Raw genomic sequence first — 19318 nt, 5'->3', positions numbered from 1 at the left:
GGATAACAATTATATGATTCAGGTTCTCAGTTGTTTCATTAACAATACATTAGATTCTTCTAATTCCTTATGTCAAGCCTGATTGAGATGCTCTTACCCTGTTTACAGTTAGTACAAGTGGCGACTTTGTGGACTTGATCCGCTCTAGGTAATCCTTGGCATTGCGTTTGAAATCGGTGAGAGTTTGAATATTTTCGAGATTAATTTTGATATCCATCGCATTTAATTCAATGCTTTATAAAATATTTTATCAAATACTTGACCTGCTCTGCCTTCTTCCGTGTTCGCTAATCACAAAGGATTTAGAATATAAAAAATATCTTTGAGCAAGGTGACTCAAACAGCCGTGAATGACAACGGGGCAATGCCACAAAGCAGTAAACCAACTTATTACTCCCTGCTAGGACTGCATCCCTCAGCATCGGTAATGGACATTCGTCGTGCTTATAGGGAACTGAGCAAACGCTATCATCCTGATACTACAGATTTGCCTACTGCGATCGCTACTCCCAAATTTCAGCAAATCAACGAAGCCTACGCTACCCTTAGCCATCCAGAACGGCGCTTGGGCTATGATTCAAAAATTGGCTATTCTCGCTTTGTGGTGGTTCAACCACCCCCTGACTTGAACCGCCCCGTTTCGCATTCTCATGACTGGTCAAAATCAGCTTACCTCGATGCGAGCGATCGCCCCCTCTCATCTGGTGAAATTTTTGCTTTATTTATGCTGGTGTTAACATTTGTAGGTTGTCTGGTACTAGCAATTACTATTGGCTTAACTCGTGGTGAGGCTGCGATCCATTCGCCTTTGTTACAGCCAACTCCATCTGTACAACAGCAAATTAACCATGTATTACAACTAATTATCCCTATAGTAATTAAAAACTAAAAAATTTCCTAATCAAAAATCGTTCGACTGAGCGTAGCCGAAGTCCAAAATCTAAAATCCAAAATTCCTATGCCTCTTCTTCCCTCTGATACCCCCTTATATAATCATCCCCTGCCACAAATTGAACAGTGGCTAAAAGACCAAGGCTGTCAACAAGACGATACACAGAGGCATTGCTGGCATATACAGCGCCCTAGTTGGAAAGCTGAACTATGGCTTGATGTTGAGCAAATCGTAGTGCGATATGTCCAATCTGGGGAAAATGGACAAGATATCCAACGTTCATTCAAGTATTCTCTTAGTCGGGATGATATAGAACAAGCGGTATTTTCTGGGCCATAGATGAAGTGCTGAGTCCAGCTCACCGTCAAAAGGTACGGAAATCAAGCCGCAATCACGTTCAAAAAAGAATGAACACCCAGCAATCGGATGCCATAAGTTGCCATTATTTCCCTCAACTCATCATCAGCACGTAAATCATCATCCCCAGACACAATAATCTCAGCTTGGCTATCAATAGCCGTAGCAAGCACAGCTAAATCTTTGGGATCTCGACAATTAGGTGGAACCGTTTCCAACTCAATCCATATTGCTCGGTATTGAAACTGCTGTTCAAGTTGATTAGCAATATTTGGGTTAATCCGTTCTCTTAAGCGGGGGCGATTCCAAACTAAATGGAGTTCTTCCATTAAAGGTTGACTCATCACCAACTGAAATTTGTCTTCATTAAATGCCTCCAATATGGGCAATGTAACTCGCCCTCTAAGCAAAATACGAATCCAAATGTTGGTGTCGATAACCACTCGAAACGTCATGTTTGGTGAGATTGCTGGCGCACAGCCTTAATTTCAGCCATGATATTATCGTCTGTAATCTCATCAACTGAGGGTTGAGCATAAAGTTCTTGAATTAAAGCCCTCAAATCTGAACGTAAATCCACCAAAATCAAAGCTCTGGCAACCTCTGCCCGTTCCTCTGGTTGCAACTGTTGCACAGCCGTAATGAGTTGTTCCAGGGTGATAGGAATCGATACCATATCAATAGCCATCATTGAGTTTATTAAATTGTAGTGCGATCGCCAATCTTGTAGCTTCGCCAACACATCCTACTGACTTAATAAATGTATTATTTTACACTTTTCCAAATCGCCGTTCGCGTTGTTGGTAGGCACATAAGGCGCGGTGAAACTCAGCCCGGTCAAAATCGGGCCAGAGAGCATCTGTAATGTAAATTTCTCCATAAGCCATTTGCCAGAGAAGGAAATTTGAGAGGCGCATTTCTCCACTGGTGCGGATTAACAAATCTGGGTCAGTAATTCCTGCTGTGTACAAGTGGCTCTCAAATACCTGTTCATTAATTTCATCGGGTTGTAGCAGACCTTCCTGAACTTGTTTGGCGATCGCCTGACAAGCTTGTATAATCTCCTGCCGTCCGCCATAATTAGTTGCTACAGAAAACCGGATACCTCGATTATCATGGGTTTCTGCCATTGAACGGGATATTTCTTTTTGAAGCGATTGTGGCAGGGCCTGTAAATTTCCCACAAACTTAATTTGAACATTCTCTTCGATCATTTCCCGCAATTCTTGGCGCAAAACTCTTTGAAACAGAGTCATCAAAAAATCTACCTCTTCCTGCGGCCTTTTCCAGTTTTCTGTTGAAAAAGCATAAGCCGTTAGCGCCTGAATTCCCCAATCTTGACAACAGCGAAGTAAATCCTTAAGAGCATCTACTCCTCGCTTATGACCCATAATCCGTGGTAAACCCTGACGTTTAGCCCATCGACCATTACCATCCATAATCACCGCAACGTGCTGCGGCAATTGTTCTCGTTTTAAGTCAGTAGGCAAATCTTGCAGTTTAGTTTGTTGTGCTGTCATTTTTTATCTCGAGAAGCGGTCGATGGTAATCCGAGTAAACGTGAAACCAGTGCTAGTGCCTTCCCACCTGTCTGACGAACAAAACTCAATAGACCAGGAGCAACAGCTTCCCTATCTACGGTTGGGGATAAAAGAGCCTCTAATGACTCTTTCAGTTTCCTAATCGTCAGGGGTCTATTTAAGGTTCCCCGTTCCGCTAAGGAAATGGAACCCGTTTCTTCAGAAACAACGACACAAATGCAATTTTCGACCCGCTCAGTAATTCCCATTGCCGCCCGATGGCGTGTTCCCAACTGGCGAGAGGCTGTGCGTCCCGAAAGTGGTAAAATTATACCTGATGAGATGATCCGTGATCCACGAATCAATGTTGCCCCATCGTGTAACAAAGTTTTCGGCTGAAAAATTGTCTGGATTAGTTCTTTAGAAACCTCCGCATTTAGCTTTACTCCTGGCACAGAAAAATCTCGCTCATCAATTGGCCCTGTGGTTTCCACAATTAGTAAAGCTCCAATGCGGTTTTTTGACAATTCTTTAACGGCCTCAACAATTTCATCAATTACACTATCAGATTTGGGGATTGCCAGCCGATCGGGTTGAAACAGCTGACGGAATTCGCCACGCCCTAATTGCTCCAAAAACCGCCGAAACTCTGACTGTAGAGCAACTGCCATCGCTACAGCACAACCAATCACCAGTTTTTCTAGTACAAAACTTAGCAGAGGTAGTCCTAAGCTGCCACTTAGTGCTGAGGCTAGCATTAAGATAATGAATCCCCTCACCATCCATAGTGTTCGGCGCTCACTAATAATAACTAGTATCATGTACGTCAGCGCCAGCACTAACACAATATCCAGAGTCCCAAGTAGCAAGGACTGTGACCATCCCAGGTTTATCAGCCATTGCTTCCACCAATCTCTCATGACATCTGGATTACACTTTTGCCTCTAATTACAGTTAGTCATTAGTCATTAGTTATTAGTTCCTGGCTAATGAACGCCACTTGCTTTAACGGGGGAACCCCCCTCCGGGTGACGCTCCTAACGTCGCTACCGCTACGCTAATGCCAGTCGCCTACGGCGGTAAACCCGCCTACAGCGCCGGACTCACCGCAACGCAGTGGCTCCTAATGACCAAGGAAAAATGACTATTTTTTTAGTCTTTCTGGTAGGCGATCTTGCCGAATTAAGTCTTGATAAGTTTCACGTTGCAAAATTAAATTTGCTTCGCCATTCGCTACTACGACTGCTGCCGGTCGGGGTAAGCGGTTGTAGTTAGATGCCATACTGTAATTGTACGCACCAGTTCCCATAACTACGAGAATATCTCCTGGTTCAGTCTTTGGAAGTAGTGCATTCTTAATCAGAATATCTCCTGATTCACAATGTTTACCAGCAATTGTGACTGTTTGACTTAAAGGAGAAGACATTTTATTGGCAACAACTGCCCGATAAACTGATTGGTAAGTAATCGGGCGGGGATTGTCAGACATTCCCCCATCGATCGCTACATAGGTACGAATTTCTGGAATAACTTTGGATGAACCAATAGTATAAGCAGTAACGCAAGCTGTGGCAATTAGCGATCGCCCAGGTTCACACAATAATTTTGGCAAAGGTAAATTTTCGGCTGCACAAGCTTCTTGGATTACTTCACAAATTGGCTTCACCCACTCTTCAATGCTGGGGGGATCGTCTGATTCTATATACTTAATCCCTAAACCGCCACCGACATTTAATTCTGTCAGTTTTAAATCATACTTTGCTGCTTCTCGCAACCACTGCACCATCAGAGCGGCTAAATCTCGATGCGGTTGGCGTTCAAAAATTTGGGAACCAATATGAGCATGTAACCCTACGCAGTTAAGACCAGATTGCTTGCTTACAAAAGTAAACAATTCGTCTAGCTGATTGGGATCAAAGCCAAATTTACTATCTAGTTGTCCCGTGCGGATATATTCGTGCGTATGACATTCGATACCTGGAGTCAACCGCAGCATAATTCGAGGTTTTTGTAGAGTTGTATACAACTTCTCCACAATTTCTACTATAGTGCGTAACTCGTGCCAGTTATCTACCACAATGGTGCAACCGGATTCTATAGCAAAAATCAGTTCTTCACGAGATTTATTGTTGTTATGAAGATAGATTTTATCAGGATTGACACCTGCTTGCAGCGCGGTGTAAAGTTCACCGCCTGATGCAACATCAATTCCTAAACCTTCAGACGCGGCGATCGCACAAACGGCTAAACAATTCCAAGCTTTTGAGGCATACAATACTTGAGATTCACCCTTGTAATATTGCTTGAAAGCATCTCGGTATTGTTGACAAGCTGAACGTAAGGTTTCTTCATCTAAAATATATAAAGGTGAACCAAACTGCTCAACTAGGGTTGTGACATCACACCCACCAATTTCCAGGGAGTCATGATTATGGACTCTGGCAGTTAAGGGTAAAAGTTCTTGATTAGGCGATGGATTTGCCTTGGTGTCGTGCCTTTGAGGTAAATATTGACTTCCAGAATGTTGAACCCCAGTGGGGTGAGTCGATACCATAACTATAAAAGTGTTCCTTGTTCAAATTGCGGGCTTTGAGTTTGTCTCCCAATTCCCAGTGTACAAAGGGTTTGTAACGTTATTCAATAAATGTGATTTCATTAGACTTAGAAATTAAATTACTGACACCAGATAATCTCAGTGCAATACTGGAACTTGATCAAGCTTGTTTTGGCGGACTTTGGACTCTAGAGGGCTACAAACGAGAATTGGACAGCCCTAACAGCGATATACTCGGTTTATTTTCCCCGTCCTCCAGCACAAGTTTGCTAGGAATGGGTTGCTTTTGGTCAATTTTAGAGGAAGCCCACATTACAATTTTGGCGGTTCATCCTCAATATCATCGTCAAGGTTTGGGTGCGGCTTTATTATATTCACTCATTAAGACAGCTTGCGATCGCAAAATGGAGCGAGCTACTCTCGAAGTTCGAGCTTCCAACTTGGCGGCAATATCTTTATATCAAAAATTTGGCTTCAAAACAGCTGGGCGGCGGCGGCGTTACTACCAAGATAACGATGAAGATGCTTTAATCCTTTGGCTGCCAGATTTACAACACCGCAAATTTAAAGCAACTTTAGACCAATGGTATTCCATTGTTAGCGATCGCCTAAACAAATCCTCTTGGCACTTGCTTTTTAAGTAGTTGGGGATTCATCCTTGTCGTCTCCTTCCCAGTTGGAGACAAAGAATGCCTAACGTGGAGGCTGCTGTGACCAGAGCATCAGAGGTTTAAGTCCTCCACCAAAATCTTCGATTTGGTGGCTTGGAATTAGATGGGGTTGAATCCCGTTCTAAATTTTTGCCTCCTTCACAGAGATTTGGTCTTAAGTTAACACCAATTAATAATACTTCTTACGACAGATGTATTTTTTCAAATCTATATCATTTGTTCTTGTCAATGCATAACTCTTAATAGCAAAGGATTACAAATTTTGAATTATTGGGGCTTGCGGTCGGCTTCAGCAAAAAAATGTAACTTTGCTGCGCTTATCTATATTTAAATATTTAATTTTATAACCAATAAGTATAAGCAAAAACTATGCAATATTTTTTATGCTTGACATTAAAGAAAGTGGATGTTACATATAGATGTTTGGGATTGAATAAATCAACTCTCAATGTAAGCAGTGAACTGTTTGTAATAAATCCCAAAAAGGCTGGTGAACTAAAGCTCCTCAGTACACTAGCCAGATAAAAGTAGTTAATAGTTAACAATTAGCCCATCAACTCAAGTCATAGCTTCAGGATGTCTATAATCTGTTATACAGGCATCCAAAAGCTTTGCCTGTGCTAAAATCAGCATACCGGCACGACCGCAGATGATGGGATAAAGCCATGTTTGAGCGCTTCACAGAAAAAGCCATTAAGGTAATCATGCTGGCCCAAGAAGAGGCCCGCCGTTTAGGTCACAACTTTGTTGGAACCGAGCAGATCCTCCTGGGTCTGATTGGCGAAGGCACTGGAGTGGCTGCCAAGGTGCTGAAATCAATGGGCGTCAATCTCAAAGATGCCCGAATTGAAGTTGAAAAAATTATAGGACGGGGATCAGGCTTTGTTGCTGTGGAAATTCCGTTTACGCCACGGGCAAAGCGAGTTTTAGAACTCTCCTTGGAGGAAGCACGCCAACTGGGGCATAACTACATTGGCACCGAGCATCTGCTGTTGGGCCTAATCCGCGAAGGGGAAGGCGTCGCAGCCAGGGTGCTAGAAAACCTCGGTGTGGATCTATCTAAGGTAAGAACCCAAGTCATCCGTATGTTGGGAGAAACTGCCGAAGTTTCACCAGGCGGTTCATCCGGGCGCACAAAAACCCCGACTCTGGATGAATTTGGCTCAAACCTGACTCAGATGGCAATGGACAATAAGCTCGATCCAGTGGTGGGACGGGCTAAAGAAATTGAGCGGGTGATTCAGATATTGGGTCGCCGGACTAAAAATAACCCAGTGCTGATTGGGGAACCAGGGGTTGGTAAAACAGCGATCGCTGAAGGTTTAGCTTCACGCATTGCCACCAAAGATGTCCCTGACATCCTTGAAGATAAACGCGTTGTCACACTGGATATTGGTTTGCTCGTAGCAGGAACCAAATACCGGGGTGAATTTGAAGAACGCTTGAAAAAAATCATGGATGAAATCCGCTCGGCGGGTAATGTCATTCTCGTGATTGATGAGGTACACACCTTAATTGGTGCTGGGGCAGCAGAAGGTGCTATAGACGCAGCAAATATCCTCAAGCCAGCTTTGGCCAGAGGTGAGTTGCAGTGTATCGGTGCTACAACCCTAGATGAATACCGGAAGCACATCGAGCGAGATGCAGCTCTAGAGCGACGTTTCCAACCAGTAATGGTTGGCGAACCCACAGTTGATGAAACAATTGAAATTTTATATGGTCTGCGCGAACGCTACGAGCAACACCATAAACTGAAAATCTCCGACGAAGCATTGGTGGCGGCGGCGAAATTGTCAGACCGTTACATTAGCGATCGCTTCCTCCCAGATAAAGCTATCGACTTAGTTGATGAAGCTGGTTCTAGAGTGCGCTTGATTAACTCCCAACTGCCACCCGCAGCCAAAGAGTTAGACAAAGAACTGCGTCAGATATTAAAAGAAAAAGATGACGCGGTGCGCTCTCAAGACTTTGACAAAGCTGGAGAATTGCGCGATCGCGAAATGGAAATCAAAGCCGAAATCCGGGCGATCGCTCAAAGCAAGACCAATGCAACTGGCACAGAAGGTGAAGAACCTGTAGTTACAGAAGAAGACATTGCTCACATTGTCGCTTCCTGGACTGGAGTACCGGTGAACAAACTCACCGAATCTGAATCTGAAAAGCTGCTGCACATGGAAGACACCTTGCACCAGCGTTTAATTGGTCAAGACGAAGCTGTGAAGGCAGTTTCACGGGCAATTCGCCGCGCTCGTGTCGGTTTGAAGAATCCTAATCGACCCATAGCTAGCTTTGTCTTCTCTGGGCCTACTGGTGTAGGTAAAACCGAGTTGGCGAAGTCTTTAGCTGCTTACTTCTTCGGTTCCGAAGAAGCGATGATCCGCTTAGATATGTCCGAATACATGGAGCGTCACACCGTCAGCAAGCTGATTGGTTCCCCTCCAGGTTATGTTGGCTATAACGAAGGCGGTCAGCTGACTGAAGCCGTGCGGCGGCGTCCTTACACCGTGGTGTTGTTCGACGAAATCGAAAAAGCACACCCCGATGTATTCAACATGCTGCTGCAAATTTTGGAAGACGGTCGGTTAACTGATGCCAAAGGTCGCACGGTGGACTTCAAGAACACCTTGCTGATTTTAACTTCCAATATTGGTTCTAAGGTAATTGAAAAAGGCGGTAGCGGTATCGGCTTTGAATTCTCCGAAGATGCCAGCGAGTCAACTTACAACCGGATTCGCTCTTTGGTCAACGAAGAACTCAAGCAGTACTTCCGTCCAGAGTTCCTCAACCGACTCGATGAAATTATCGTCTTCCGTCAGTTGAACAAGCCGGAAGTGACCCAAATCGCCGAGATTATGCTCAAGGAAGTATTTGGTCGCCTAACTGAAAAGGGTATCACCTTAGAAGTCACAGACCGCTTCAAGGATCGGTTAATCACTGAAGGTTACAGTCCCAGCTACGGCGCAAGGCCATTACGTCGGGCAATTATGCGCCTGTTAGAAGATAGCCTAGCAGAAGAAATTCTGTCTGGTCGCATTAAAGATGGCGATACAGCCCTTGTTGATGTGGATGAAAATGGAGTTGTGCAAGTTAGTTCTCAACAGCGTCGGGAATTGTTACCCCAAGGTGTTGAGTAAGATTTAGGGTTTGGGATTTAAATCTCAAATAAAAACTTAGGAAACGGTAGAGTATTTATTGCTCTACCGTTTTTTATTCACTAAATATTCATTAACTGCTTCAAATTTGGATCTAGTAGCATTTGGTGTGCGGTAGTATATCACTCACTAAACCGCCTTGTATTATAGCTTGGTAGTAGAATTAGGATACAACATGAATAAAGGAGCAAGGACATGCAAAGCATACTTTTAAGCCGCGAAGAAGTTGGACGACGTGCGAAAGAATTATATGAAAATAGCATTCGTCAACAAGTGGAACGAGAAGAAAACATCGGTAAAATGGTGATTATCGATATAGAAACAGGTGAATACGCAATTGATAAAACAGGCTTAGAATCTGCACGATATTTACGCAATAAAAACCCATTTGCTCGACTATATGGAATTCGCATTGGTTATAAAGTTGCTGTTTCCTTCTCTGGTTTTCTGGAGCGTGATTCACAGTGATTTCTGGGATTGTCAAGGATGCACACCCAACTGTTAATGTAGAATTTCGACTGCCAAATTTACCAGATTTTACGATTGAATTTGTTATAGACACAGGTTTTACAGATTACCTTTGTTTACCACCAGAAGCAGTTGCTTTATTGAATTTATCTTTCCGTTATGAGCTACCTGCAAATTTAGCTGATAATAGTTGGGTAGATATACCAGTATATGAAGCTGTTATTATTTGGAATGGCGAAGAAAGGGTAGTTAATGTACTTGCGACAGGAAAGCGACCTTTATTAGGGACTGCTTTACTTGATGGGTATGAACTTGTCATACAGTTTATCGAGGGCGGCTTAGTAACAATTGATGAATTGTAGTTGCTTTATTAGCAAAAGTTGGCGACTAAGGTCAGTAGCTACTCGTCAATTAGCCATCCACGCTCTATACCATATTCAATTCCGCCAGTCCAGTCCATTTTCAGATGCTTCCGCACTTTATTGAATAGATGTTGAACTACAACTGGATTAATTGAATTTTTAACATATTTTTCTTCATACCTAAATTCTCGGTCAGTGTTTTTCTGCTGACGTAGTACGTAAATCTGGTCAACCTTGTACTTCCGAAGATTGACATCACTGGTCAACTTGACCCACTCCATAAGTATAAGATATAAACTATTTGGACTTCTTGCCTTTAAATCCTCTGCTGCTCTTGATGAACCTTCGAGCATAGGTTTGTCGAGATATGTCTTACATTCAATTGCAACAACTGGAATATCGAAAATATGCGTTTCTGTGTTTCCTATAACTGTAACTTTAGAGTAGTTTTCCGGTTCCTCTTTAAGAAGTGGGAGTATTTCACCAGGATTTTCATCTTTCTCCGGTGGGGTTGCTGCTTCAAATGATACTTGAATAGTGGCTCCAATTACAAAATCATGATCTTTCTTTTCAATACGTGCATACGGACGCTTAAGCATCTCAGAGTATTTTGGCGGCACGAAGAAAATATCTTTGAACGTATGTGATTTGCCGATGAGAGCATTTTCTCCAAAGTCTCTGACTAAATCTTTAAACAGATAATAGAGAAATTCCTCCAACACGCTAGAGTGAAGGTTTGATCGAGAATCAAACTTCTCCGCATAGTGCTGCTGGTCTAAAAAGTCCTTATATTTTGATAGAAGCTCTACCCTAGTAGCAATAATTGTGTCATCTTGAGCAGTAGGTGTTGATGTCGGGCCAACTAATTCGAGATTAGCTGAACGCCACTTATCATACTCAGTTCTAATTTCAGTGAGATATTTTTTACTCTCAACATCTCTGTATTTTGTGCGGTGATGCTCCTTTTGTTCAAGATTAGAGCCGTGAACTAAAGGGTTCCGATCGCTTTTGGGCATAGCTGTAATTTCTCTTGAAGATGAAGTGCGATCGCTTTAGCAAGAATAGGTGGTACAGCATTACCTACCTGATTGTACTGGCAAAGAAACTTCTCGTCGAATCTCTCTTCTCGATGTAATAACTTGTGAGATACAACAGTCTTCTTTCCTAGAAAACGATAAGTGTCAGGAAAAGATTGCACACGCGCCCCTTCACGGGCTGTCAAATTGCGATGCTGGAAAGGATGAAGAAAATTAGCGTAAAACGAAGCTGCTATTGTATGTGATGGTTTATATGGATTTAAACGTCGGTTATTTTGGTCATAATTTATCTCAGATAACTCACCATTTCCACTACGCCGTCTAGCCCCATGTTCTTTTGGTGCGTCTGAACTTGATTCACCCCATTTAATATGTTTGAAACGTTCTACAAGTCTCTGGGAATGATCCATTGCAACATGATTGTAAAGTGTTTTACTGGCATTTCTAATCCAGCTTTGATAGTTATTGAGAGGTTCTGAAATGTAAGGTTGTTCCTCTTCACCCTCACATGCATTCAGTGGTGGTAAGTCTGATATAGCATCCCACAAGCTTATGGCAGGAAGTAAACCCATGCAGGCAAATATTGATAATTGAGAGCTATTAAGATGCAATAAATCTAAAGAATGTGTTTTTGGAGGAATACCTAACTCTTTTCCTGTCTTATTTCCAACAACAAAAATTCGCTCTCTAATTTGTGGTACACCATATTCAGCAGCATTTAATGACCATACTTCTACAAAATATCCGAGATTTTCAAAAGTTTCTTTAATGATATCTGTTACTTTTCTACCTTCAATGTTTTTGCGCGAAAGTAAACCTTTAACATTCTCCATTACAAAAGCTTGAGGTTCGAGAAAACATATCCACTCAGCAAAGTTAATGAATAAACTATTTCTAGGGTCTTTAGGATCTTTTTGTGCTGGCCCGGCAATACTAAAGCCTTGACATGGAGGGCCACCAATAACAACATCTGGCTGGAAGTTACAGATATCCTTAATGCTACTTGCAGTGTTTAAATCACGGATATCCTGTTGAATAACTGTCATACTAGGGCGGTTATGGCGCAGCGTATCACAAGCCCAGGCATCAATCTCAACGGATAAAGGAACAGAGAAACCTGCCATCTCGAAACCTAAACCAAAGCCGCCAGCCCCAGCAAACAAATCAATAGTGATAGGTTGTGCTGTTAGCATAGACTCTTAATATGGTTACTCATAGGGTTTACTTTCTAAATACTCTAGGATGATACCCTTGTACCACTTTGTCAACCTGCTACACAGTTATTCTGGTCAAGGTATCTGGCTATAAGTAATTTTTAGTATTCTTAAGGACAAACATATAAAGAATCAATCGTCATGACTGTGATAGTTTCTGAGGGGACGATTGACGAATATCACCGCATGATTGACGCTGGCATTTTAAGCATCGCAAGGTTGAACTACTCAAACCAAAGTAACTAAACTCCCATTGCAGAATCTGGGGTAAAATACCGCCTTACAGTCTTTGAGATGATTATCCCGATTTTATATGCGTCTATTCCGAGAAAAAGAATGGTTATTTAGCCTACTGCTAATATCTCTAGTTCTATGGCTAATATTTTTAGGAAACTCCCCTTTACGAGACTGGGATGAAGGGACTGTGGCACAGGTTGCCCGTGAAATTTGGCGTGCCCCACTTGATTCAATGCATTGGCTTTACCCCACGTTGGGAGGTGAACCTTATCATAATAAGCCACCACTAATGCACTTACTAATTGCTTGGACTTACTCTATCGGAGGCGTGAATGAGTGGACAACACGTCTACCGGGTGCAGTGTTAACTGCCTTGGGTGTGCCGTTGCTTTACTTAGTGGGATGTTTGCTTTTTAACGAAAGTTTACCAGCTTTGTTTGCCGCTTTAGTTTACTTAACGATGTTGCCTGTGGTGCGTCACGGAAGGCTAGCAATGTTAGATGGTACAACTATTACCTTTTTCTTGCTGTTGTTATTTTGTTTGCTAAAAGCACGTCAGAATCGTCAGTATGCTCTAGGTATGGGATTTTGTCTAGGGTTAATCACTCTAACTAAAGGGATGATGGTTTTGCCGCTAGGAGCGATCGCTTGTTTATTTCTCATTGCAGATCGGCAGTTTGCTTTGTTAAAAAGCTCCTATTTATTAGTGGGAATATTTTTAGGAAATGCACCTGCGATCGCTTGGTTTGTTGCTCAATGGCAACATTATGGCGAAAATTTCTTCCAAGTGAATTTTCAAGCACAAACGTTTGCTCGTCTGACACAATCTGTTGAAGGTCATAGCGGGCCTCCCTGGTACTATTTAATTGAGATAATTAAGTATAGTTTCCCTTGGCTATTATTTTTACCGGGAAGTTTTTATCTAGTTTGGAAAAAACGTCATACTACCTGGGGCCGCCTAATTATTATCGGCACAATTGTTTACTTAGTAACTATCTCTTTAATGAGAACTAAACTGCCGTGGTATGTTATGCCTGTATATCCATTTTTAGCTTTGGCAATCGGTGCTAAACTTAGCGAGATTTGGCAGGATGGTCATTTTAAGGGACGAAGTTTGACAATATTTCTGGCTATTATTTCTATTGCTGGTTTAGGAGGATGTGTTTACTTTTTTATTAAAAAAGAGCCTATTTTAATAGTTATGAGTATTGTTTTAGCAATAAGTATGGGCATCGTAGCTTGGCTAATTAAACAGCGCGATCGCAACTTTATTCCAGTTTTATTTTCTGGTATGTACTTAGTTTTAGCACTGTTGATGAGTTCGCAATCATGGATTTGGGAATTAAATGAAGCTTTTCCAGTTAAACCAGTCGCGGACTTAATTCGGGCAAATGTTTCACCAGGAACCCAAATTTATACTTCTTTTGCTTACGATCGTCCTAGCTTAAATTTTTATAGCGATTGCAAGGTAACTGCCACAACTATGCCAGTTTTACAACAAATGTTATCTAATAAATCTTATTTGCTGTTAGACGATGGGGCTTTACAACAAATAAATTTAACTGGGAGCAAAATCCTAGGAACAGCTAAAGGATTTACACTGATTTCACCATAAGTTAAACATCTGGATATCTTAGAAAGTAAAAGGCAAAGAGAAATTTTGTTTATCTACTACGAGCCTTCTTTTGTTACTTGAACTGTGGATTGACTAGATTGGGCTAGATAGATACCCACTAAAACTATGACAAAAGTCGCCCAGTCAAACAAACCTACTTGTTCTGAAAAAATGAACCAAGCAAAAATGGAGGACAAGACTGGATTGAGGAGAAGGGTAACGGCGACGACGCTTGACGAGATTCTGCTGAGGCTATAAGTTATAAGTCCCTGACCCAGCACTTGGCAGAAGAGAGCTTGAAAAATGATGAAAAACCACCCCATCCAAGAATAGGGAAACAATCTTTCTTCGATGAATGGGAGGATGGGCAACAGAAACATTGTAGTCACGCCACAACGCCAAAGCATTATGGTTGCGGTAGTAAATCGGGCTTGGAGTTGTTCTATCAGCAGCAAATAGGTGGCAATAAAAATTGCGGTTATAAATGCTAGCACATCACCAAGTATTTGGTCAGTTGCAAATTGCATTTTATGAACTTCAAAGGCGATCGCTCCCCCCAAGGCTATGACCAAACCAATAATGAATCTGTTATCGAAGCGCCGACCGAATAACAGATATCCAGCCGCAGCAACAAATAAGGGGTTCAAATTAGACAATAAAGCCACGTTAGCAACACTAGTTTGACTCAGCGACCAAGCCCACAACAACAGGGAGGTCGTTGCAGCAGTTCCCATTGCCAATAACAGCCACACATCCTGTTTTGTAAAAGGCTTCTGTTCTATAGGTTGATGATCAGATTGTTGGCGGCGTAAAGCCTCAAGTCCATTCCACAGCCCAAAGACGACTGCGGCGATCCAACTGCGATGAAATCCTACAGCATTTGCGCCAATTTCTTGTTCGCACAATTTTGCCAGAGATGGTGCCAAAGATATGGGAATTAGGGCAACAAATAATGAGATGCCTCCTAATAAAGCTGGTGTTTTGGAGAATTGTTGCTTTAGTAATGACAGCTTTATCGTCATACTTTTAACGAAAGTGTTAACTATAGTTTTGACTGATTCTTGAAACGGCAAACTAAGAGTAGCTTGGCTAGATATGGCTAAGTATAAACCCATTAAAACTACAGCAAAACCTACCCAATTTGAAAAAGTTAATTTTTCTGAAAATATTATAAGAGCGAAAATGCCACTAAATACTGGCTCTAACAGATGCACCAAGGAAACAACTACAGAGGAAAACCTGGCAAGGCTATAGGTCAAAAGCCCATGACCTAAAACTTGGCAGATCAGGGCTAAGGAAATGACCCAAAGCCACCCATTGATTGTAGAGGGAAAAACCTGATCTTGAGTGAACAAAAGTATTGGGAAGATTACTAAAGCCGCAATCGCACAAATCCACAACTGGATTGTAGTAGGAGAAAATTTGGTTCGTAATTTTTCTACAATCAGCAAATATGCACCCAAAAAAACCGCAGAAACAATCGCAGCAAAGCTTCCTTGAACTTCGTCTGTAGCAATTTGCAACTCCTCAAATTCAATAGCGATCGCTCCCCCAAGGGCGATGACCATCCCAATCAGGAATTGGCTCTTAAAACCCTGACGAAATAACAGCCATACCCCTAAGCTGGTAAACATGGGGGCAAGGTTATGCAACACGCTAGAAATCGCAACGCTAGTTTGAGTCAGCGACCAAGCCAAAAAGACTAAAGTAGCAGCCCAAAGAATACCAGCGCCTAGCAAGAGCAACAGATCCTGACTGGTATAAGACTGCTGTTCTACAGGTTTGTCTAAGGAAAATCGCTGCCGTATTGCCTTGTATCCATGCCAGAGCAAAAAAACTACGCTAGCAAGCCAAAAACGATTAAATACAGTGGCATTGGGGCTGAGTTGAATCTCGCTCAATTTCATAAAAATAGAGCCAAAAGAAATGGCACCTACACCTACCAATAATGAAGCGATCGCTATCTTCGTTTGATTGGATACATTCATAGGAAATTTAAATTCAACTTCTTATCAATATAGAATCAAACTCTCTAACCAACCCAACGCTCTTGGGCAAATCCTACAGCTATTTTGGCTAGTAATGTCACAAAAACGCCTAACATTAAATATCCCTGGCGAGGATGGCGAGATAGCAGCACACCAATGGCTATATTCAAAGGCACAATACCGTAGGCGAGACGGCTCAAGGAAATAGTACCTCCAGAGGCTAGCAACAAACCAATACCACAAAAGCCATAAATAACTGTAACTATGGTTAGTTGCCTGTGTAAGCGCCACAACATATAGCCACCAACCAAGACCATGAACAAGTTGAGCAAGTTATTGATCCACTCTTCACTCGCCAAAATCAACAAAAATAAGACTAAAGCATAAAAGCCATAGAATAATTTCAAAGACCTAAAACGTTGACGGAAACGCCATAAAAGATAACCACTAGCAACAATTACGCCAAACAACAAGAGATACCAGGGATCTTGAATTCCGCCAGATGGGTTTTGAATCCAACCATATTGCCAATTTTTTGTGCCAACTACAATTTGCATTAGCATATTTAACCAACCCTGCCAATCAAACCCCAGAGTTGGTCGCCATCCCTTCTGTGCTTCGATAAAAGCTAAAGGGTTGCCAAAATAAATCGCGCAATACAAACTGAATAGAAGTATGCCAATAGCACTAGCAAAACCAGCAATATAGGCAATAGGTGGTCGGCGTTCTTTCCAGGCTGCGATCGCAAATGCTGGAATTAGTGCCATACCTGTGGGACGTGTTGCTGTCGCCATCGCACCCCAAAGGGTAGTCCAAGCATACTGCTTTTGATCAAACGCCCGCAAAGCCGCCGTACTCAAAAACAAATACAGCCCCTCTGTGTAAATCACCCCCGTAAACATGGAAGATGGATACAAGGAAACCACAGCAGTAGTCCACTGCGCTGCATTGATACCATAATGCTCTTTGATCCAAAAGTACAAACAGTAAAGCGCTGCAAAAAATGCCAAGTTGTTGACTAACGTACCTGCTAATTCAAACGGTAAGCCCAACTTCATCAAAACCCAAATGCTGATAGGGAAAAGCGGGAAGAAGGCAAGATTGTGTTGCTTGCCGTCATTCACATATTCATATCCAGAAGTAGCGATCGCTCGGTAATGCATACTATCCCATGCATCAATAACCCCCCAGCTAAAATGGGGCAAAGATTCTTCTGCTGGTAACGGTAGCTTTGGCGCAATCAGCAACATAGCAGTCCAGATGAATATTCGGCTGGCAAGCCATATTGCTGCTGGAAATAGGAAATCATTTTTCCATAAAACTTTATTTATAACTACCTGAACTTTAACCATAAGGTTGAGTACTTCAACAAACTCCTTTATGCATCCTTTTACCTATGGCTGTAACACAGCAATTTATAAGTAACATTTTGCATATTCAATTCTCCACTAACATAATTAACAAACTGGACAGAATAACAATCAATTAAAATTATTTCCTATTTGGTTACTTTTGCCAATTTTTTCAGAATTGACCTTTAAAACAGAGTATTTATAAATACTCTTTTTGTCTAATTATATGAAAATTGAGCAACTTTAGTAGTTTCTAGCTAGCAGCCTATCGAGTTGAAATTAACGGATTGGGGCGCAGCGACAAGGACATCTCCCCCTCCCCGCGTCTCTACTCACTGTCGTTAGTGTATCGATTATAGTGATTGCTGTTATTAAAGAGTCCCCAGCAATTTATAGTGGGAGTTGTCTGTAAATCCTTAAGCAATTGTGAAAGCGATTACTCTTGTTGGTTCTACTGGTTCTATTGGTACTCAGACTTTAGATATTGTCACTCAGTACCCAGATCAGTTTCGGATTGTGGGATTAGCAGCTGGGAATAATGTAGAGATGTTGGCTGCTCAAATTCGGCAGTTTCGACCGGAAATAGCAGCCATTTGCTCAGAAGATAAATTACCAGCGCTCAAAGAAGCTATCATTGACCTCGATCCCCAACCGATTCTACTGGCTGGTGAGGCCGGAGTGATAGAAGTCGCTCGCTACGGCGATGCCCAAACGGTTGTAACTGGGATCGTTGGTTGTGCTGGTTTGCTACCCACGATCGCAGCTATTGAAGCTGGTAAAGATATTGCCTTAGCGAACAAAGAAACTTTAATTGCTGGGGCCCCTGTGGTTTTACCTCTAGTTGAAAAGCACGGTGTAAAATTACTGCCAGCCGATTCTGAACATTCCGCAATCTTTCAATGCCTCCAAGGTGTGCCAAAGGGAGGCTTACGGAAAATTTTGCTGACTGCATCTGGTGGGGCTTTCCGGGACTGGGATGTAGAAAAGTTAGCAGATGTAACCGTTGCTGATGCCTTAAAGCATCCTAATTGGTCAATGGGGCGTAAAATCACAGTAGACTCTGCTACTTTGATGAATAAAGGTCTGGAAGTAATTGAAGCTCACTTTCTGTTTGGGCTGGATTATGACAATATCGAAATTGTCATTCATCCCCAAAGCATTATTCACTCCCTGATTGAACTGCAAGACACTTCGGTTTTAGCCCAACTCGGTTGGCCGGATATGCGCTTACCCTTACTGTATGCTCTATCTTGGCCCGATCGCATCTACACTAACTGGGAACGACTAGATTTAGTCAAAGCTGGAAATTTAACCTTCCGTGAACCAGATCACCAAAAGTATCCTTGTATGCAGTTGGCTTATGCTGTGGGTAAAGCTGGTGGTTCGATGCCAGCTGTCTTAAATGCTGCAAATGAGCAAGCTGTGGCTTTATTTTTATCAGAAAAAATTCGGTTTTTAGATATTCCCCGGTGTATCGAGTGGGTGTGCGATCGCCATCAAAATGATAACTGTGCAAATCCCTCTTTAGATGATATTTTGGCAGCAGATAAATGGGCAAGACAAGAAGTTTTAACAGTGACTGAAAACTTAGAAACTCACTCGCGGATAATCTCTGTGCGATAAAAACCTTCAGTTGAGATTGGACTGTGGATTAAAAATTGATGCCTATAACACTCCTAAGTTATGCATGAGATTTGTGAATTCCTTTTTTACTTGGCGTACTTGGCGGTTCGTCATCATCCAGATTTCTTACAACTCAGATAGGATTGCTATAGTCCCCAATCTTTAATCCCCAGCCTCTAATCTAATTAGACCCATCCGAAAACTCGCAAGCCAATATTTACAAGGCTTTGAGACCAGTCCTTGCAGATTCTGTTTCAACGAAGAAATCAGCGTTTA

At 42.2% G+C, this 19318-nt stretch carries 17 protein-coding genes and 1 pseudogene; 8 read left to right on the top strand and 10 right to left on the bottom strand.

The genetic code is table 11. The annotated features are described in order from the left end of the window. Positions 1-100: 100 nt before the first annotated feature. Positions 101-217 (bottom strand): annotated as a pseudogene (locus H6G26_RS42145) (type II toxin-antitoxin system Phd/YefM family antitoxin); the annotation flags it as partial. A 147-nt stretch (positions 218-364) separates the two neighbouring features. Between H6G26_RS42145 and H6G26_RS30360 the strand changes: the two are divergent. Continuing rightward, entirely contained in the window at positions 365-889 is a 525-nt protein-coding gene (locus tag H6G26_RS30360; protein ID WP_190734171.1) for a J domain-containing protein, read from the top strand. Positions 890-958: 69 nt separating this feature from the next. Continuing rightward, a complete protein-coding gene (locus tag H6G26_RS30355) occupies positions 959-1231 on the top strand; it encodes a DUF3143 domain-containing protein (protein WP_190734165.1) in 273 nt (90 codons plus the stop codon). Between the two features lie 41 nt (positions 1232-1272). Here the strand turns inward: H6G26_RS30355 and H6G26_RS30350 are convergent, their stop codons facing one another. The 5 genes from H6G26_RS30350 to lysA all read right to left on the bottom strand — a co-directional run bounded on the left by H6G26_RS30350 (position 1273) and on the right by lysA (position 5323). Further along, positions 1273-1692, bottom strand: coding sequence for a putative toxin-antitoxin system toxin component, PIN family (locus tag H6G26_RS30350; RefSeq protein WP_347242523.1), 420 nt, complete (start codon positions 1690-1692; stop codon positions 1273-1275). 8 nt (positions 1693-1700) lie between these two features. Further along, entirely contained in the window at positions 1701-1988 is a 288-nt protein-coding gene (locus H6G26_RS30345) for a hypothetical protein (RefSeq protein WP_242053970.1), read from the bottom strand. Between the two features lie 31 nt (positions 1989-2019). After that, a complete protein-coding gene (locus tag H6G26_RS30340) occupies positions 2020-2769 on the bottom strand; it encodes an isoprenyl transferase (protein WP_190734161.1) in 750 nt (249 codons plus the stop codon). Further along, a complete protein-coding gene (cdaA, locus tag H6G26_RS30335; RefSeq protein ID WP_190734160.1) occupies positions 2766-3689 on the bottom strand; it encodes a diadenylate cyclase CdaA in 924 nt (307 codons plus the stop codon). Before cdaA ends, H6G26_RS30340 begins: the two co-directional genes overlap by 4 nt. 224 nt (positions 3690-3913) lie before the next feature. Further along, entirely contained in the window at positions 3914-5323 is a 1410-nt protein-coding gene (lysA, locus tag H6G26_RS30330) for a diaminopimelate decarboxylase (protein WP_190734158.1), read from the bottom strand. Positions 5324-5415: 92 nt separating this feature from the next. On the opposite strand from lysA, the gene rimI reads away from it, so the two are divergent. The 4 genes from rimI (at position 5416) to H6G26_RS30310 (ending at position 9976) form a co-directional block, all read left to right on the top strand. Further along, entirely contained in the window at positions 5416-5967 is a 552-nt protein-coding gene (rimI, locus tag H6G26_RS30325; RefSeq protein WP_190734155.1) for a ribosomal protein S18-alanine N-acetyltransferase, read from the top strand. Between the two features lie 692 nt (positions 5968-6659). Then, on the top strand, positions 6660-9128 hold the full coding sequence (locus H6G26_RS30320) for an ATP-dependent Clp protease ATP-binding subunit (protein ID WP_190734154.1): 2469 nt from the start codon (positions 6660-6662) through the stop codon (positions 9126-9128). A 213-nt stretch (positions 9129-9341) separates the two neighbouring features. Then, on the top strand, positions 9342-9614 hold the full coding sequence (locus H6G26_RS30315) for a hypothetical protein (protein WP_190734152.1): 273 nt from the start codon (positions 9342-9344) through the stop codon (positions 9612-9614). Beyond that, entirely contained in the window at positions 9611-9976 is a 366-nt protein-coding gene (locus H6G26_RS30310; RefSeq protein ID WP_190734150.1) for a clan AA aspartic protease, read from the top strand. The genes H6G26_RS30315 and H6G26_RS30310 overlap by 4 nt, the downstream gene beginning before the upstream one ends. 38 nt (positions 9977-10014) lie before the next feature. Here the strand turns inward: H6G26_RS30310 and H6G26_RS30305 are convergent, their stop codons facing one another. Both H6G26_RS30305 and H6G26_RS30300 read right to left on the bottom strand, forming a co-directional pair. Beyond that, the gene (locus H6G26_RS30305) at positions 10015-10992 is read right to left on the bottom strand and encodes a Bpu10I family restriction endonuclease (RefSeq protein WP_190734148.1); all 978 of its coding nucleotides are present in this window, start codon (positions 10990-10992) and stop codon (positions 10015-10017) included. After that, complete coding sequence (locus H6G26_RS30300; protein WP_190734146.1) at positions 10965-12206, bottom strand: DNA cytosine methyltransferase; 1242 nt, start codon at positions 12204-12206, stop codon at positions 10965-10967. The genes H6G26_RS30305 and H6G26_RS30300 overlap by 28 nt, the downstream gene beginning before the upstream one ends. Before the next feature lie 334 nt (positions 12207-12540). Between H6G26_RS30300 and H6G26_RS30295 the strand changes: the two genes are divergently transcribed. After that, on the top strand, positions 12541-14079 hold the full coding sequence (locus H6G26_RS30295) for a glycosyltransferase family 39 protein (protein WP_190734144.1): 1539 nt from the start codon (positions 12541-12543) through the stop codon (positions 14077-14079). Positions 14080-14135: 56 nt separating this feature from the next. On the opposite strand, the gene H6G26_RS41890 is transcribed toward H6G26_RS30295, so the two are convergent. Continuing rightward, positions 14136-16067 carry an EamA family transporter gene (locus tag H6G26_RS41890; protein ID WP_199327156.1) on the bottom strand — a complete coding sequence of 644 codons (1932 nt, stop codon included), beginning with the start codon at positions 16065-16067 and terminating at the stop codon, positions 14136-14138. A 44-nt stretch (positions 16068-16111) separates the two neighbouring features. Further along, positions 16112-17419 (bottom strand): mannosyltransferase family protein, encoded by a 1308-nt coding sequence (locus H6G26_RS30280; protein WP_190734141.1) that lies wholly within the window; start codon positions 17417-17419, stop codon positions 16112-16114. 426 nt (positions 17420-17845) lie between these two features. Between H6G26_RS30280 and dxr the strand changes: the two genes are divergently transcribed. Further along, positions 17846-19042, top strand: a complete 1197-nt coding sequence (gene dxr / locus H6G26_RS30275; protein WP_190734139.1) for a 1-deoxy-D-xylulose-5-phosphate reductoisomerase — start codon at positions 17846-17848, stop codon at positions 19040-19042. Positions 19043-19318 lie beyond the last annotated feature (276 nt).

Origin of the sequence: Nostoc sp. FACHB-888 (assembly GCF_014696655.1) — a bacterium.
In the GTDB taxonomy this organism is placed as follows: domain Bacteria; phylum Cyanobacteriota; class Cyanobacteriia; order Cyanobacteriales; family Nostocaceae; genus Nostoc.
The sequence above is the reverse complement of the archived record's forward strand: the minus strand, read 5'-3'. Positions and strand labels throughout refer to the sequence as shown.

Coding starts and splice junctions, on each gene's coding strand:
- H6G26_RS30360 (WP_190734171.1), top strand. CDS start 365: ATGCCACAAAGCAGTAAACCAACTTATTACTCCCTGCTAGGACTGCAT.
- H6G26_RS30355 (WP_190734165.1), top strand. CDS start 959: ATGCCTCTTCTTCCCTCTGATACCCCCTTATATAATCATCCCCTGCCA.
- H6G26_RS30340 (WP_190734161.1), bottom strand. CDS start 2,769: ATGACAGCACAACAAACTAAACTGCAAGATTTGCCTACTGACTTAAAA.
- cdaA (WP_190734160.1), bottom strand. CDS start 3,689: ATGAGAGATTGGTGGAAGCAATGGCTGATAAACCTGGGATGGTCACAG.
- lysA (WP_190734158.1), bottom strand. CDS start 5,323: ATGGTATCGACTCACCCCACTGGGGTTCAACATTCTGGAAGTCAATAT.
- H6G26_RS30320 (WP_190734154.1), top strand. CDS start 6,660: ATGTTTGAGCGCTTCACAGAAAAAGCCATTAAGGTAATCATGCTGGCC.
- H6G26_RS30315 (WP_190734152.1), top strand. CDS start 9,342: ATGCAAAGCATACTTTTAAGCCGCGAAGAAGTTGGACGACGTGCGAAA.
- H6G26_RS30305 (WP_190734148.1), bottom strand. CDS start 10,992: ATGCCCAAAAGCGATCGGAACCCTTTAGTTCACGGCTCTAATCTTGAA.
- H6G26_RS30300 (WP_190734146.1), bottom strand. CDS start 12,206: ATGCTAACAGCACAACCTATCACTATTGATTTGTTTGCTGGGGCTGGC.
- H6G26_RS30295 (WP_190734144.1), top strand. CDS start 12,541: ATGCGTCTATTCCGAGAAAAAGAATGGTTATTTAGCCTACTGCTAATA.
- H6G26_RS41890 (WP_199327156.1), bottom strand. CDS start 16,067: ATGAATGTATCCAATCAAACGAAGATAGCGATCGCTTCATTATTGGTA.
- H6G26_RS30280 (WP_190734141.1), bottom strand. CDS start 17,419: ATGGTTAAAGTTCAGGTAGTTATAAATAAAGTTTTATGGAAAAATGAT.